Below are 14,753 nucleotides of genomic sequence, written 5' to 3'. Positions count from 1 at the left end.
CTGACGCCCCCACAAGGCATGTTGTGTTGTCCGCAACGGCGGCTTCTCTTCTGCGCAATTCATAGGCAATTTCTGGTCCTATCTATTTTATAGTCAAATTCGTCGTTGCCAGGCATCGATGCGTTGCACTAGCCTCCCTTTTCTGGTGAGCGCCGCCGCTCGCATGAACGGAACAGGAAGAACATCATGAATGCATCGTCACTCGGTGCGCGTTCGGTCGAGGCCGCCACGCTTCCCATCATCGACGTTTCCGGCCTTTCTTCATCCTTGCCCGAGACGCGCGCCGCCGTCGGCGAAGCCCTGCGGCGGGCCTGCCTGGACAAGGGCTTCTTTTACTGCGCCGGCCACGGCATTCCCCAAGGACTGATCGATGCCGCCTTTGCGGAAGCGAAGGCCTTCTTCGAGCGGCCGATTGAGGAAAAACTCGCCGTCGACAAGGCGCACTCCTTCTGCAACCGGGGTTACGAACATATGCGCGGCCAGACGCTTGAGGCCGGCGCCCCCGCCGATCTCAAGGAGGGCTTCTACATCGGACCGGACCTTCCTATGGACGACCCGCGGGTCGTGGCCAAACGGTTCAATCGTGGACCGAACCAATGGCCAGCCGACCAGCCGGGCTTCCGGCCGGTGATGATGGCCTATTTCGCAGCCATGACGGACCTCGGCGAGCGGCTCATGCGCGGCATGGCGCTATCGCTCGGCCTGCCGGAGAATCACTTCGATGCCTTCGTCCGAGAGCCGCTCGCGACCTTGCGCCTGCTGCACTATCCGCCCCAGCCGAAGGATGCCGCCCCCAATGAAAAGGGTGCAGGCGCCCATACGGATTTCGGCGGGCTGACGCTGCTGATGCAGGACGACGCCGGTGGACTGCAGGTGCATGATGCGGCAAGTAACAGCTGGGTCCATGCCGATCCCATCCCCGGCACCTTCGTCGTCAATCTCGGCGATATGATCTCGCGCTGGACCAACGACCGCTATCGCTCGACGCTGCACCGCGTGGTCAACGAAAGCGGCAGGGAGCGCTATTCCATCCCGTTCTTCTTCGTTGGCCATCCCGATCACATGGTCGAATGCCTGCCGAACTGCCTCGGGCCGGGCGAGCAGCCGAAATATGCAGCCACGACGGTGGAAGACCACCTGAAAGCCATGTACCAACGCACCTATGCGCCGACGCCGGCTGTCCGCGCATGAGCCGAAGGCTTCCCGTTCTCCTGATTCACGGGGCCTGGCAGGGCTCATGGGTATGGGAAGGGTTTTCGCCCCTACTCGAAGCATCGGGCTTCGAGCCAATCGCGGTCGATCTGCCGGGCAACGGGGTGGACGACACGCCGCCGGAAGCGGTCAATCTCGATCTCTATGTCTCGCATCTGCGTTCGCTCGTCGGTGCCGCCGGTGCACGTGTGGCGGTGATCGCCCATTCCGGCGGCGGCGTTGCAGCTTCGGCTCTGGGCGAGGCCATACCGGAAGCGATCACCGGGATCGTCTATGTGGCGGGCATGATGCTGCCTTCGGGCATGGGATACGGTGAGGTCGTGAAACAGGCACTCCCCGCGCATCCGGAGGCGGGCGGCATCTCGCCCCACCTCGTATGGTCGAAAGACGGGCTTGTCAGCACCGTTCCGGCCGAGGCCGCAGCCCGGCATTTTCTCAACGATCTGCCGCGCGAGGCCGCGCTTTCGGCTGCCGCCAGGCTTACGCCGCAGCCGGAAGGCGGGCGGGCAGCGGCCCCTCTCCTCACCAGCGAACGCTTCGGCCGCATCCCGCGCCTTTATGTCGAGGCGACCGATGACCAGTCGGTGTTCATCTACCTGCAACGGCGCATGCAGGAACTGGTGCCGGGTGCGGAAGTCGTAACACTCGACACGGGGCATGCACCCCATGTTTCGGCTCCCGACCGCCTGATCGGGCCTGTCGCCGAATTTCTTCGCCGAACACGCCGATAAAACGGGGGAAGGCCGGGCGATTTCTCGCCCGGCCTCGGACCGCGTCGTCCCGAAAGGACGAAGGATCAGTTGATGACCTTCAGATCGACGGGGAAGAACAGGGTCTCGCCCGAGCTGTCATCGACGCCATCATTGTCGGTCACGGCGAAGGCCTTGCCGGCGGCATCGAAGGTGAAGCCTTCCAGCTTGTCGACGACGTAGCCGTTGGTGGCGCTCATCAGGTCCGGGATGAAGTCGTGGACTTCTTCCTTCTTCACCAGCGGCAGCTTGTCGCCGAGCTTAGCAGGCTTCAGGTCGGCGATGGCGACGCGGTAGAGCTTCTTGAGCTTGGCGTTGTCGCCCACCTGGTTGTCACGTTCGACCACATAAACGTAGTCGCCATGGGCGGTGATTTCCGAAAGACCGACCCAGCCGGCTTCCGACTTGTCGAGCGGATAGCTGACGGCGCCCCACTCCTTGGCCTTCGGGTTGTAGGAGACGAGCTTGACGGTGCCCTTCTCATCATCCTTCCATTCACGCTGAACGGCCATCCACAGCGTCAGGTCGTCGCCCTCGCCGATCGAAGTGATGCCTTCGAGGCCGAAGCGGGTCTGGCCCGCAAGCAGTTCGACCGGGAAGCCGATTTCGGACTTGATTTCGCCCTTGGCGTCGACGTTGTAGATGCCGTGACCGATGAGCTTTGCCGGATCGCCTTCGGAAGCGAGCCAGAAGCCGCCCTTGCCGTCCAGCGTGATGCCTTCGATGTCGAGTTTCTGGGCCGCCGCGCCGCCGCGAGTCACCGGCAGGGCAGAGGTGATGACGGCAGGCTTCTGCGTCGCATCGATCGTGAAGATCGTCGGCTGCATGGAATAGAAGCTGTCATTGACCGCATAAAGCGTGCCGGCCTTCTCGGCATCGCCCACAAGACCGGAGAGCGCGCCCCAGCCGATGGGTGCACCGTCGACGATTTCGGAGCGGATCATCGGATAGGCCGGCGTGCCCTCGGCAAGCTCATAAACCATGACGTGCGAACGCGGGCCACCGTCTTCACCGAGATCAACCTCATTGGCGGTCGCGAACAGGTTACGGCCGGGAATGGCAACCGCGCCTTCCGGAGAGACGCCGGACGGCAGAAGCTGAACGAGTTCCGGCTCCGCGCCGGTGTCCTTGTAGACGCCTACGATCGAAGCACGTTCGGAAAGTACGAAGAAGTATTTCTGACCGTTGAAGGTTGCGGCTTCCAAACCTTCGAGTTCGACGCCCTTGGACTTGGCGCGCTTGTCCGGGAAATGACCGATCCGGGCGATGGCGAGTTCCAGCGAGGGGCCGGATTCGTAAAGAACCTTGCCGGTCTTGTCGAAGATGGTGAAACTGCGCGAACCGCCTTCGTAATCGCCTTCATTGGCAACGACGAAACGATTGTCGTCCAGCCACTTCAGGGCGTCGGGCTCGCGCAGGACGCCTTCCTTCTTGCCGGTGAACTTCAACGCGCCATCGGACTTGGTATCGATACCGGCGAGATCGACCTTGCCGGCGGAGAAGTGATTCTTCACTTCGCCGGTTTTGCCGTCGACGATGACGATATGGTTGTTTTCCTGGAGCGTCAGGCCGATTTCGCCGAGGCTGTTGATCGAGACGAATTCGGGCTCCGGGTCCTCCGGCGCAATTTCGGCAAGCCCGGTCAGGGCGACGTGCTTGATGGAAGTGCAATCGGCAACGCCGTCCTTCAGGGAGACGATTGCGAGATCGCCGGCCGGCATCTGCGGCAGCTTGCCCTCGTCGAGCTCTTCGTCACGCTCGTTCTCGATGGCGATGGCGGCAAACGTCTTGTCCGGAGAGATCGCAACGGAGTCCGGCTGGCCGCCGAGATCACAGGTCGCATCGATCTTCATGGAGGCGACGTCGACGATGGCGAGCTTGCCGGAAGGTTTCTGCTTGTTCTCGGAGGTGTTGACGGCAACCAGCGCCTTGGCACCGACGACGGCGACGGAGGTCGGCTCGCCGTCCATCATCAGGGCGCTGCCGGCCTTCGGAGCCTTGGCGTCGGTGATGTCGACAAAACCGATCGCGCCGAGCGGGCTGTCCGAATAGATCAGTGTGTTACCGTCTTCCGAGGCGGTGATGATCTCGGCCGAGGTGGTCGAAAGCTTGTCCTTGTCGGCCGGCAGGTTGGTGGCAACGGGGAAGGACGCAATACGATTGAAGACCTGGTCGGCAGCGGCCGGCGCCGCGACCGAAGCCAGCAGCGCGGCCGTCAGCGCGGCGCGGGAAATAGAATACGTCATCGGGAAACCTCCTGTTTCCATGAGAAAGGAACAGAAGGCTTTTGCGTCACGTGCATGACACGCACATGACAGTTGACTCACTTTGTCGGGACGCCCGCCCCTCCCCCGAGACGCCGGCGAATGGATCGGCAAGGCAAGTCGTAACAGCCGGCAAGACACAAAAGAAAAGCCCGGCCGAGGCCGGGCTTAATTTGCAGAGCTATGCGTTCCGCCCTGGGGCCGAACGACAGCCAGCCGATCAGCTGTTGACAGCGTCCTTCAGGCCCTTGCCGGCCGTGAACTTCGGAACGTTGCGAGCCGGGATATCGACTTCAGCGCCGGTCGACGGGTTGCGGCCCTTGGAGGCTTCGCGACGAGCGACGGTGAAAGCACCGAAGCCAGCGAGGCGAACATCGCCGCCGTTCTTCAGCTCGGCCTGAACCGTTTCGAAAACGGCGTCAACGGCGGAAGCTGCATCGGCCTTGGTGAGGCCGGCCTTTTCGGCGACCGCGGATACGAGTTCGTTCTTGTTCATGTTTCCACCCTTTCTGACTGGTATGAAACGACTCAATGGATAAGTCGGGCGGAGAATACGTAAGCATCTGCCCTACGCAACTGAAAAGCACCGCAATTGCCCGGAAAACAAGACGTTTCAGGGAGTTTGCACAAAAAAGGCTGGCATTTTTGCCAGCCTTTTTCCGTTCGATGTGCCAATTTGGCAAGATTAAGGCAAAAGAGCCTCAATGTGCCATGGAAGCGCCCGCATCGTCGGCACCTTCCACAGTGCCGATTGCAGGAGTTTCAACCGTTCCGTCCCATTCAATCGGTTCAGGTACGCGGACCAGGGCATGCCTGATAACCTCGCCCATGCGCGAGACGGGAACGATCTCCAGATTGTTCTTCACGTTGTCCGGAATGTCCGCCAGATCCTTGGCGTTTTCTTCCGGGATCAGAACTTTCTTGATGCCGCCGCGGAGAGCCGCAAGCAGCTTTTCCTTGAGACCGCCGATCGGCAGAACGCGACCGCGCAGCGTGACCTCACCCGTCATGGCGACATCCTTGGACACCGGAATGCCGGTCATCACCGAGACGATTGCCGTTGCCATGGCGATACCGGCGGACGGACCGTCCTTCGGCGTCGCGCCTTCCGGAACGTGCACGTGGATGTCGCTCTTGTCGAACCGCGGGGGTTCGATGCCGAAATCCACGGCCCGCGAGCGGACATAGGAGGCGGCAGCCGAAATCGACTCCTTCATGACGTCCTTCAGGTTGCCGGTGACCGTCATGCGGCCCTTGCCCGGCATCATCACGCCTTCGATCGTCAGCAGTTCGCCGCCGACCTCGGTCCAGGCCAGACCGGTAACGATACCGACCTGATCCTCGCCTTCGGCTTCACCATGACGGAAGCGCGGCACACCGAGATAGTCGTGTATGTTCTCGGCGGTCACGGCGACGGACTTCACCTTGCCCTTGATGATCTCGGTGACCGCCTTGCGGGCGAGCTTCATCAGTTCGCGCTCGAAGGAACGGACACCGGCCTCGCGGGTATACTGCTGGATCACGGCCATCAGAGCATCGTCGGAGACCGAAAACTCTTCCGGCCGCAGCGCATGCTCCTTGATCGCCTTGGGCAGCAGGTGCCGCTTGGCGATCTCCCGCTTTTCATCTTCCGTGTAACCGGCGATGCGGATGATCTCCATGCGGTCCATCAGGGGACCCGGAATGTTGAGCGTGTTGGCCGTGGTGACGAACATCACGTTGGACAGGTCGTATTCCACCTCGAGATAGTGGTCCATGAAGGTGGAGTTCTGTTCCGGATCCAGCACCTCGAGCAGGGCCGAGGACGGGTCGCCGCGGAAGTCCATGCCCATCTTGTCGATCTCGTCGAGCAGGAAGAGCGGGTTGGACTTCTTCGCCTTCTTCATCGACTGCACGATCTTGCCGGGCATCGAGCCGATATAGGTGCGGCGGTGGCCGCGGATCTCGGCTTCGTCACGAACGCCGCCGAGCGCCATGCGCACATATTCTCGGCCGGTCGCCTTGGCGATCGACTTCGCAAGCGAGGTCTTGCCGACGCCCGGAGGGCCGACGAGGCACAGAATCGGGCCCTTGATCTTGGTCGCACGAGCCTGGACGGCGAGATATTCGACAATGCGTTCCTTGACCTTGTCGAGACCGAAATGATCCTCGTCGAGGATCTTCTCGGCGGCGTTCAGGTCCACCTTGACCTTGGACTTCTTGCCCCAGGGCAGGCCCAGCAGCCAGTCGAGGTAGTTGCGAACGACCGTCGCTTCCGCCGACATGGGGCTCATGTGGCGCAGCTTCTTCAGTTCGGCCTCGGCCTTTTCCTTGGCTTCCTTGGAAAGCTTGGTCTTGGAGATGCGCTCTTCCAGTTCGGCCATCTCGTCGCGGCCATCCTCGCCGTCGCCGAGCTCCTTCTGGATCGCCTTCATCTGTTCGTTCAGGTAATACTCGCGCTGGGTCTTCTCCATCTGGCGCTTGACGCGCGAGCGGATGCGCTTTTCGACCTGAAGGACGGAAATTTCGCCCTCCATGAAGCCGAGAGCCTTTTCGAGACGCTGCTTGACGCTGACGGTCTCGAGCATCTCCTGCTTCTCGGTGATCTTGATCGACAGGTGCGAAGCGACCGTATCGGCCAGCTTCGAGTAGTCCTCGATCTGGCTCGCGGCGCCAACGACTTCCGGCGAGATCTTCTTGTTCAGCTTGACGTAGTTCTCGAACTCGGAGACGACCGAGCGGGAGAGCGCCTCGATCTCGACGGCGTCTTCGGCCGGTTCGGCGAGAACATGGGCCGTCGCTTCGTAGAACTCTTCGCGTGCGGTATAGCCATCGATCCGGGCGCGCGCCCGGCCTTCGATCAGCACCTTGACGGTGCCGTCCGGCAGCTTGAGAAGCTGGAGAACGTTGGCAACCGTGCCGACCTCGTAGATGGCCGACGGAGCCGGATCGTCATCACCGGCATTGATCTGGGTCGCCAGCATGATCTGCTTGTCGGAGCCCATGACCTCTTCCAGAGCGCGAATGGACTTCTCGCGCCCGACGAACAGAGGCACGATCATGTGTGGAAAAACCACGATGTCGCGCAGAGGCAATACGGGATAGATATTGCTCTCGTTTGCTGCAGACGTTTTCGACATTTCACTTCCTTTCCGACGTCCCGGGGCGGACCCGGAACCTAATGCCCTACCCCGAAGGCGACAGGCATATTTCTTGCTCCTCCAAGAAATGGAGTTCTCAGAACGCGAATTCAAGCCTGACATGCCTGTACCGCCACCGGCATTGTGACAGCGATATTACAGGCAGATGCCCGAACCTACAAATAACCCGTTTGCCTGGTCTGAAGCGAGACAAGCGGCCAGTCCCGCGATCCGATCCGCGGTGTCGACCGCGAGCGAAGCACTTCGTTCTTTTCTAACCCAAGCCGTGGCCGGCGAAAACTGCGTTTTGACGATTTACGGTAGCGGCAGCGTCATTGGTCTAAAACAACACTGGAAAAGGGTCTGCGCAACGAAAAAGGCCCGCCACAAGGGCGAGCCTTCATCTTCATTCTTGCGCGGGCCGCGGGTCAGGCCGAAGCGTTGGCCTTTTCTTCCTGGCGATCGGCGTAAATGTAGAGCGGACGCGAATTGCCGTTGACGACATCGTCCGAAATGACGACTTCGCGCACACCTTCGAGTTCCGGCAGTTCGAACATGGTGTCGAGCAGGATCTTCTCCATGATCGAGCGCAGGCCGCGGGCGCCGGTCTTGCGGACGATCGCCTTGCGGGCGATGCCGCGAAGCGCATCCTCGTGGAAGGTCAGCTCCACGTCTTCCATCTCGAACAGGCGCTGGTACTGCTTGACCAATGCGTTCTTCGGCTCGGACAGGATCTGGATGAGAGCGTCCTCATCGAGGTCTTCCAGCGTCGCTAGAACCGGCAGACGGCCGATGAATTCCGGGATCAGACCGAACTTGACGAGATCCTCAGGTTCCAGTTCGCGCAGCACCTCGCCGACGCGCCGGTCGTCCGGGGCAGCGACGGTCGCGCCGAAGCCGATCGAAGTCTTCTCGCCGCGGGCGGAGATGATCTTGTCGAGACCTGCGAATGCGCCGCCGCAGATGAACAGGATGTTCGTCGTATCGACCTGCAGGAATTCCTGCTGCGGATGCTTGCGGCCACCCTGCGGCGGAACCGAAGCAACCGTACCTTCCATGATCTTCAAGAGCGCCTGCTGCACGCCCTCGCCCGACACGTCGCGGGTGATGGAGGGGTTGTCCGACTTGCGGGAAATCTTGTCGACTTCGTCGATATAGACGATGCCGCGCTGAGCGCGCTCGACATTGTAGTCGGCAGCCTGCAGGAGCTTCAGGATGATGTTCTCGACGTCCTCACCGACATAGCCGGCTTCGGTCAGCGTCGTGGCGTCCGCCATGGTGAAGGGAACGTCGATGATGCGGGCCAGCGTCTGGGCAAGATAGGTCTTGCCGCAGCCGGTCGGCCCGACGAGCAGGATGTTCGACTTCGCAAGCTCGACGTCACCACCCTTCGAAGCGTGCGACAGGCGCTTGTAATGGTTGTGCACCGCGACGGAGAGGATCTTCTTGGCCTGCTTCTGACCGATCACATATTCGTCGAGGATCTTGATGATGTCCTGCGGCGTGGGAACGCCGTCACGGGACTTCACCATGGAGCTCTTGTTCTCCTCGCGGATGATGTCCATGCACAATTCGACGCATTCATCACAGATGAATACCGTCGGGCCGGCAATCAGCTTGCGGACCTCGTGCTGGCTCTTGCCGCAGAAGGAACAATAAAGGGTATTCTTGGAGTCACCGCCGTTGCTACCGCTGACCTTGCTCATATCTTCATCCTTCCAGCACGCCGCTCCTCCGCCTCGACGGAGGGCGGTCACTCTCTACGCCCGGCGCGGATCGCCCTTCGGCCCCGGGCCTTATCCGATCCGGAGAGGTACTAGCCGGTCCATTCGATCCACAAATCAGACCGGCGGCAACGAAACCCCTACAGACCGCAGACTATGTCATAAAAATTCAACACAGCCTTAATAGTTACTATTAGCGCTTTCGCAGCCAGATTAAACCCCTTACGTGATCACGAGCGCTTCACTTCATTTAGCGTCGTGACCATATGGCAACGGAGCATCAGGCTGCCGGCGTACCTTCGATTTCCTGGCGCGACGTCAGGATCTTGTCGATCAGACCCCAGTCCTTCGCCTCTCCGGCCTCCATGAAGTGGTCGCGATCGAGCGTCTGCTCGACTTCTTCATAGGTGCGGCCGGTATGCTTTACGTAAACTTCGTTCAGGCGACGCTTCATCTTGATGATGTCACGAGCGTGGCGTTCGATGTCGGACGCCTGGCCCTGGAAACCACCCGAAGGCTGGTGCACCATGATGCGCGCGTTCGGCGTTGCAAAGCGCATGCCCTTCTCGCCGGCGGCGAGCAAAAGCGAGCCCATGGAAGCAGCCTGGCCGACGCAGAGTGTCGACACGGCAGGGCGAATGAACTGCATGGTGTCGTAGATCGCCATGCCGGCAGTCACGACGCCACCCGGCGAATTGATGTAGAGGGCGATTTCCTTCTTCGGGTTCTCGGCCTCGAGAAACAGCAATTGCGCGCAGACGAGCGAAGCCATGGTGTCTTCGACCGGACCCGTGAGGAAGATAATGCGTTCCTTCAGCAGGCGGGAAAAGATGTCGTAGGAGCGTTCGCCGCGATTGGTCTGTTCCACGACCATCGGCACCAGAGCCATGGCGGTATCAACTGGATTTCTCATGTCCGTCCTTTGTCAGCCTGTTCCCCGAACACTCGATGCGCGGCGGGAATCACGTAATATCTGTCAATCCCTACATAGAGTGTCCGCACCCTCGACTTCAAGACGCGAGGTTTGGATATCCTTAATCGTCAAGCGCCGGTCTTAACCGCCGGCGTAAGGCTTTTGCGGCAAATTACCTAATCTTTCCGAACGCCTGGGGAACCACTTCACAAGAAACGGCTCATATGGTGAACGTTCGGTAACGTTCAATACAGGGGCAGAAAAACTGGGGACGGCCACGGCATCGCCGTTTTCGTAGGAACTGATTAACCTGTCTTCATCACTTTGAAGTCATATTCTCGAAAAACCAATTCAGGATCGACCCCTGTGCTCGATGTCAAAACGGCGTTCCTCCTCTGGGCGACAGAAGCCGGCACGCTGGCAATGCTGCTGCTTGTGGCGTGGCTGCGGTCCCGCGGTGAAAAGCACTATCTGATGTTCGGGCTGGGGTTTGCCGCGCATGCGCTTGGCATCGCGCTGGTCAGCTTTCGCGGACAGATCCCCGATTTCGTTTCGATCCAGGCCGCAAACTTCATCGCGCTTTCAGCCTTCGGTCTATGGCTGTCCGGATTGCGCTGCCTCGACGAGCGTCCCCTTGCCTCCTTCGCCGCCATCCCCAGCCTCATCTGGGTCGCCGGCAACCTTCTCCCCGTGGTGCGCGACAGCTTCGCCCATCGAATGGCTTTGTACGACGTCGCAACAGCGGTCGGCTTCAGCCTGATGGCGGCAACGGTGGCAACGGCGCGGTTCGGCACCGGCCGCCACCGTATCGCACTGATCGGCATCTGGATGACGCAGGCGCTGTTCAATCTCGGTTTCGCCGTTGCCGTCGTCCTGCAGCAGCCCGCCAACTTCAAGGACGTTTCGATCAGCGCCCTGGTGGGGATCGCCGGCATCATCGGCTTCGTGGGCTCCATCGCCATTATCGCCAAGCTTCTGATGGACCGTTCCGAGGACCGGTTGCGGCTGCTTGCGATAACCGACCCGCTGACCGGCGCACTGAACCGGCGGGGCCTGATCGACCGGTTCGAAATCATTCGCGCCCGCGCCGGCGACATGAAGCGCGAGGTCGCACTGCTGGTTTTCGATCTCGATCACTTCAAGAAGATCAACGACAGTCGCGGCCATCAGGCCGGGGACGCGGTTCTGGTGGCGTTCACCCAATCCTGCCGGTCGCTCATGCCGGCCAATGCCTGTTTCGGTCGAAGCGGCGGCGAAGAATTCGCAGCCCTCCTCGATCTTGCCGGCATGCATGACGCCGTGCTGGTGGCGGAAGCCATTCGGCGCACCGTCGCCGAAAAGCCGATCGCTTTCGGGGGACAGATCCTGCGTGTCACCGTGAGTATCGGCATCGCCACGCTGCCTGCCACAGAAACGGATCTCGACCGGCTGATGAGCGGCGCGGACCGCGCCCTCTACAAGGCAAAGGCCAGGGGACGGAACCGTACGGCGGTCCTGACGGGCGAGAAGGTGCTCTGCGTTCCCTCATCGACGCCACAGGCCATCGACGAACAGGCGGACAGACAAGTCGCGGCGCTGCGCCGCCTGCAGACGATGGCATCCTCACAGCAGGATCTCTACCGTTCCTGAACAATCCTCTTCCGGCAACGATGCGGATTGGATAGAGAACCCACCCATGACCGATCTTTCCTTCCTTTCCATCGACAAGGCTTCACGCCGCGTCAGCCTCGACGGCCGCAATCCGGCTTTCTACTCCGATCCGAACCGGGTCTACGCGGCGCTGCATGCCGAATGTCCGACCTTCTACTGGGTGGAGCAGAAGCAGTGGTTCGTGACCGGCTACGACACAGTCAACGCGCTGTTGCGGGACCGGCGTTTCGGCCGCCAGATCCTGCACATCGCGACCCGCGAGGAACTCGGCATGCCCGAGCCTGCCGACCACACGCGCCATTTCGACGCCGCGGAAGCGCATTCCCTTCTGGAACTGGAACCGCCGGAACACACCCGGCTTAGAACGCTGGTCAACCGCGCCTTCGTTTCCCGGCACGTCGAGAAGATGAAACCGGAGATCGAGGAGCTTGCCAACCGGCTGATCGACGCCTTCGAAAAGGATGGCAAGACAGAACTGCTCTCCTCCTTCGCCGACATCATTCCGGTGACCATGATCGCCCGCATGATCGGCATTCCCGAGGACATGGGCCCCCAATTGCTCAAGTGGTCCCACGACTATGTGGGCATGTACATGTTCAAGCGCACCCGTGCCGACGAGGACGCGGCCAATCGCTCCGCCAAGGAGTTCGCCGAGTACGTGCGAGGCATGATCGCGGAGCGCCGCGCCAATCCGCAGGACGACCTGCTTAGCCACATGATCCACACCGAGCACAAGGGCCAGTATCTGACCGAGGACGAGCTCATCTCGACCACCATCGTCCTGCTGAATGCCGGCCATGAGGCGACGGTACACCAGATCGGCAATTCCGTGCGCGTCATCCTCGAAAGCGGTCTTTCGCCTGCCGAGATGTTCCGCGACGAGAAGGCGACCGAGAGAACCGTCGAGGAAACACTCCGCATCTGCGCTCCGGTACATATTTTCCAGCGCTATTGTCTGGAGCCGGCTGAAATCGACGGGGTGTCGTTCAAGCGCGGCGACAAGGTGAGCATGATCCTTGCCGCCGCCAATCTCGATCCCGAGAAATTCACGGAACCCTTGACCTTCCGGCCGGAGCGCGACGAGGCGCCGAACCTCTCCTTCGGCGCGGGCATCCATTTCTGTATCGGCGCGCCGCTGGCGCGTCTCGAGCTTAACATCGTACTGCCGCTGCTGTTTCAGCGGCTGCCCGGTATGCGGATCACTGCTCCGCTACGGGTGAAGGACGTCTATCACTTCCATGGACTGGAGCAGCTGGACCTCGCCTGGTAGGCGAGGTTTGCCGCGATCATTCCGCCGGCTGAACGACCACAGTTCGGCGGACGCCGCGCCCGATTGCAAGAACCGACAGGGCCGCCAACAGGCACATGAAACCGGCGATGTAGACGGCCGGCAGGAAGGTCTCGTAATCCGTCCTGATATAGCCTGCCCCGAAAGTGGCAGTTGCAGCGCCAAGCTGATGGGCAGCGAAGATCCAGCCGAACACGATGTTGGCCTTGTCGCGACCAAAGTTCTCCACCGTTAGTTTGACCGTCGGCGGCACCGTGGCAACCCAGTCCAGACCGTAAAAGACGGCAAAGATCGAAAGCGTCACATAGTCGAAGCCCGAGGCAGACAGGAAGATCAGCGAAAGGCCGCGCAGGCCGTAGAACCAGAAGAGCAGCCAGCGATTGTCGAAACGGTCGGACAGCCAGCCGGCACCGAGCGTGCCGATGAAGTCGAAGATCCCGATCAGCGCCAGCATGCCGGCGGCACTGACCGCAGCCACGCCATAATCGCCGCAGATCGAAATCCAGTGAGTCTGAATCAGGCCGTTAGTGGAGAGACCGCAGACGAAGAAGGTGAAGAACAGGATCCAGAAGGCCGGCTTCACCGATGCTTCCCGCAGGGCAACAATCGGCGCGATCAGGAGTGAGGAAAGGCGCGCCGAGCGGATCGGCGCGGGCTGCAGTTCACGGCTGCCATAAGGCGCCAGGCCAAGGTCGGCGGGATAGTTGCGCATCAGCGCCAGCACAATCATCATCGCGAGCATCAGTACGGCGACGTTCAGCGACAGGGCGACACGCCAGCCATAGGCCTCCGTTAGACTTGCCAGCAGCGGCAGGAAAACAAGCTGGCCGGTCGCATTGCTCACCGTCATCAGGCCAACGATGACACCCCGGCGCGCCTGGAACCATCGGGTCGCGACGGTTGCACCGAGAACGAGTGCCGTCATGCCGGTGCCGAACCCGACGACAACACCCCACAGCACGACCATCTGCCAAAGCTCCTTCATACCGAAGGAAAGGAGAATACCCCCGCCGATCAATGTAAGGGCCACCCCGATCACCGCGCGCATACCGAAATGATTCATCAGGGCAGCAGCGAATGGACCAAGCAACCCGAAGAACGCCAGCCGGATTGCCATGGCAGAGGAGATTTCCTCCGTTGTCCAGCCGAATTCACGGCTAAGCGGCGCGATCAGCACCCCGGCCGACCCCATGGCGCCCGCGGTCGCAAGCATGGTGATGAAGGTAATCCCGGCAACAACCCATCCATAGTGGATACCGCGCGCCGCGAGGTAACGGGCAAGTTTGGCGGAAATCAAGGTCGCTCTCCTACAGTTGGTTGCCGGCGGCGGATATATGCGGGTATATGCCCACACATATTCGTTCAGGAAATTAGGGAATTAATGAATTGCTTTATTCAAGGTCTTCGATGGCGGCGAGAATACGGTCGAGGCCATCCGCTTCGAGCCTGTTCTCGATACGAGCCTGAACCTCTTCCCAGATCGGCATGGCATCCTTCAACAAGGCCTCGCCCCGTTCCGACAGCGCCAAAGCAGTTTCCCGATGATCCGTCACAGGGACAGCGGCCACCAGTCCCATTCGCTCCAAAACCTTAGCGTTGCGGCCAACGGTCGAGCGATCCAGATCCGACTGCCTCGCAAGGTCGGTCAAAGAAACCGGCTGCTGACGCCGGATGCGTCGCAACTGGCTGAATTGGGTTACATTGATTCCAAGCGAAGCCAGCGCTGCGTCATAGATCGCAGTCAGTCGGCGCGAGGCATTCCGGAGCTTGATGCAATAACAGGAAGAAACGATCATGATGCGGGCATATACCCGCATCATGATCGATGCAAGAT

The 14,753-nt window shown here is 60.8% G+C and carries 11 protein-coding genes; 4 read left to right on the top strand and 7 right to left on the bottom strand.

What is annotated here, in order from left to right:
- Positions 1-186 precede the first annotated feature (186 nt).
- Positions 187-1,191: an isopenicillin N synthase family dioxygenase gene (locus tag ACLBKR_RS06025; protein WP_414900995.1), complete on the top strand. Its 1,005-nt coding sequence runs from the start codon at positions 187-189 to the stop codon at positions 1,189-1,191.
- Positions 1,188-1,943 (top strand): alpha/beta fold hydrolase, encoded by a 756-nt coding sequence (locus ACLBKR_RS06020; protein WP_113448722.1) that lies wholly within the window; start codon positions 1,188-1,190, stop codon positions 1,941-1,943. Before ACLBKR_RS06025 ends, ACLBKR_RS06020 begins: the two co-directional genes overlap by 4 nt.
- A gap of 65 nt (positions 1,944-2,008) precedes the next feature.
- Here ACLBKR_RS06020 and ACLBKR_RS06015 read toward each other — a convergent pair whose 3' ends face one another.
- The 5 genes from ACLBKR_RS06015 to clpP form a co-directional block, all read right to left on the bottom strand.
- Entirely contained in the window at positions 2,009-4,207 is a 2,199-nt protein-coding gene (locus ACLBKR_RS06015) for an esterase-like activity of phytase family protein (RefSeq protein ID WP_113448723.1), read from the bottom strand.
- Between the two features lie 238 nt (positions 4,208-4,445).
- The gene (gene hupB, locus ACLBKR_RS06010; RefSeq protein ID WP_099057464.1) at positions 4,446-4,721 is read right to left on the bottom strand and encodes a DNA-binding protein HupB; all 276 of its coding nucleotides are present in this window, start codon (positions 4,719-4,721) and stop codon (positions 4,446-4,448) included.
- A gap of 205 nt (positions 4,722-4,926) precedes the next feature.
- Positions 4,927-7,344 (bottom strand): endopeptidase La, encoded by a 2,418-nt coding sequence (gene lon / locus ACLBKR_RS06005; protein WP_112827167.1) that lies wholly within the window; start codon positions 7,342-7,344, stop codon positions 4,927-4,929.
- 428 nt (positions 7,345-7,772) lie between these two features.
- Positions 7,773-9,050 (bottom strand): ATP-dependent Clp protease ATP-binding subunit ClpX, encoded by a 1,278-nt coding sequence (clpX, locus tag ACLBKR_RS06000; RefSeq protein ID WP_112827168.1) that lies wholly within the window; start codon positions 9,048-9,050, stop codon positions 7,773-7,775.
- A 298-nt stretch (positions 9,051-9,348) separates the two neighbouring features.
- Entirely contained in the window at positions 9,349-9,981 is a 633-nt protein-coding gene (gene clpP, locus ACLBKR_RS05995) for an ATP-dependent Clp endopeptidase proteolytic subunit ClpP (protein ID WP_112827169.1), read from the bottom strand.
- 366 nt (positions 9,982-10,347) lie between these two features.
- Between clpP and ACLBKR_RS05990 the strand changes: the two genes are divergently transcribed.
- Entirely contained in the window at positions 10,348-11,610 is a 1,263-nt protein-coding gene (locus ACLBKR_RS05990) for a GGDEF domain-containing protein (RefSeq protein WP_113448724.1), read from the top strand.
- Between the two features lie 46 nt (positions 11,611-11,656).
- The gene (locus ACLBKR_RS05985; protein ID WP_113486762.1) at positions 11,657-12,901 is read left to right on the top strand and encodes a cytochrome P450; all 1,245 of its coding nucleotides are present in this window, start codon (positions 11,657-11,659) and stop codon (positions 12,899-12,901) included.
- 16 nt (positions 12,902-12,917) lie between these two features.
- On the opposite strand, the gene ACLBKR_RS05980 is transcribed toward ACLBKR_RS05985, so the two are convergent.
- Both ACLBKR_RS05980 and ACLBKR_RS05975 read right to left on the bottom strand, forming a co-directional pair.
- Complete coding sequence (locus ACLBKR_RS05980) at positions 12,918-14,216, bottom strand: MFS transporter (RefSeq protein WP_113486760.1); 1,299 nt, start codon at positions 14,214-14,216, stop codon at positions 12,918-12,920.
- 94 nt (positions 14,217-14,310) lie between these two features.
- Positions 14,311-14,712: a MarR family transcriptional regulator gene (locus tag ACLBKR_RS05975; RefSeq protein ID WP_113486806.1), complete on the bottom strand. Its 402-nt coding sequence runs from the start codon at positions 14,710-14,712 to the stop codon at positions 14,311-14,313.
- Positions 14,713-14,753: the final 41 nt, after the last annotated feature.

The sequence above is a fragment of the Paenirhizobium cremeum genome, assembly GCF_047553425.1.
GTDB classification, from domain to species: Bacteria; Pseudomonadota; Alphaproteobacteria; order Rhizobiales; family Rhizobiaceae; genus Allorhizobium; species Allorhizobium cremeum.
The sequence above is the reverse complement of the archived record's forward strand: the minus strand, read 5'-3'. Positions and strand labels throughout refer to the sequence as shown.

Coding starts and splice junctions, on each gene's coding strand:
- ACLBKR_RS06025 (WP_414900995.1), top strand. CDS start 187: ATGAATGCATCGTCACTCGGTGCGCGTTCGGTCGAGGCCGCCACGCTT.
- ACLBKR_RS06020 (WP_113448722.1), top strand. CDS start 1,188: ATGAGCCGAAGGCTTCCCGTTCTCCTGATTCACGGGGCCTGGCAGGGC.
- ACLBKR_RS06015 (WP_113448723.1), bottom strand. CDS start 4,207: ATGACGTATTCTATTTCCCGCGCCGCGCTGACGGCCGCGCTGCTGGCT.
- hupB (WP_099057464.1), bottom strand. CDS start 4,721: ATGAACAAGAACGAACTCGTATCCGCGGTCGCCGAAAAGGCCGGCCTC.
- lon (WP_112827167.1), bottom strand. CDS start 7,344: ATGTCGAAAACGTCTGCAGCAAACGAGAGCAATATCTATCCCGTATTG.
- clpX (WP_112827168.1), bottom strand. CDS start 9,050: ATGAGCAAGGTCAGCGGTAGCAACGGCGGTGACTCCAAGAATACCCTT.
- clpP (WP_112827169.1), bottom strand. CDS start 9,981: ATGAGAAATCCAGTTGATACCGCCATGGCTCTGGTGCCGATGGTCGTG.
- ACLBKR_RS05985 (WP_113486762.1), top strand. CDS start 11,657: ATGACCGATCTTTCCTTCCTTTCCATCGACAAGGCTTCACGCCGCGTC.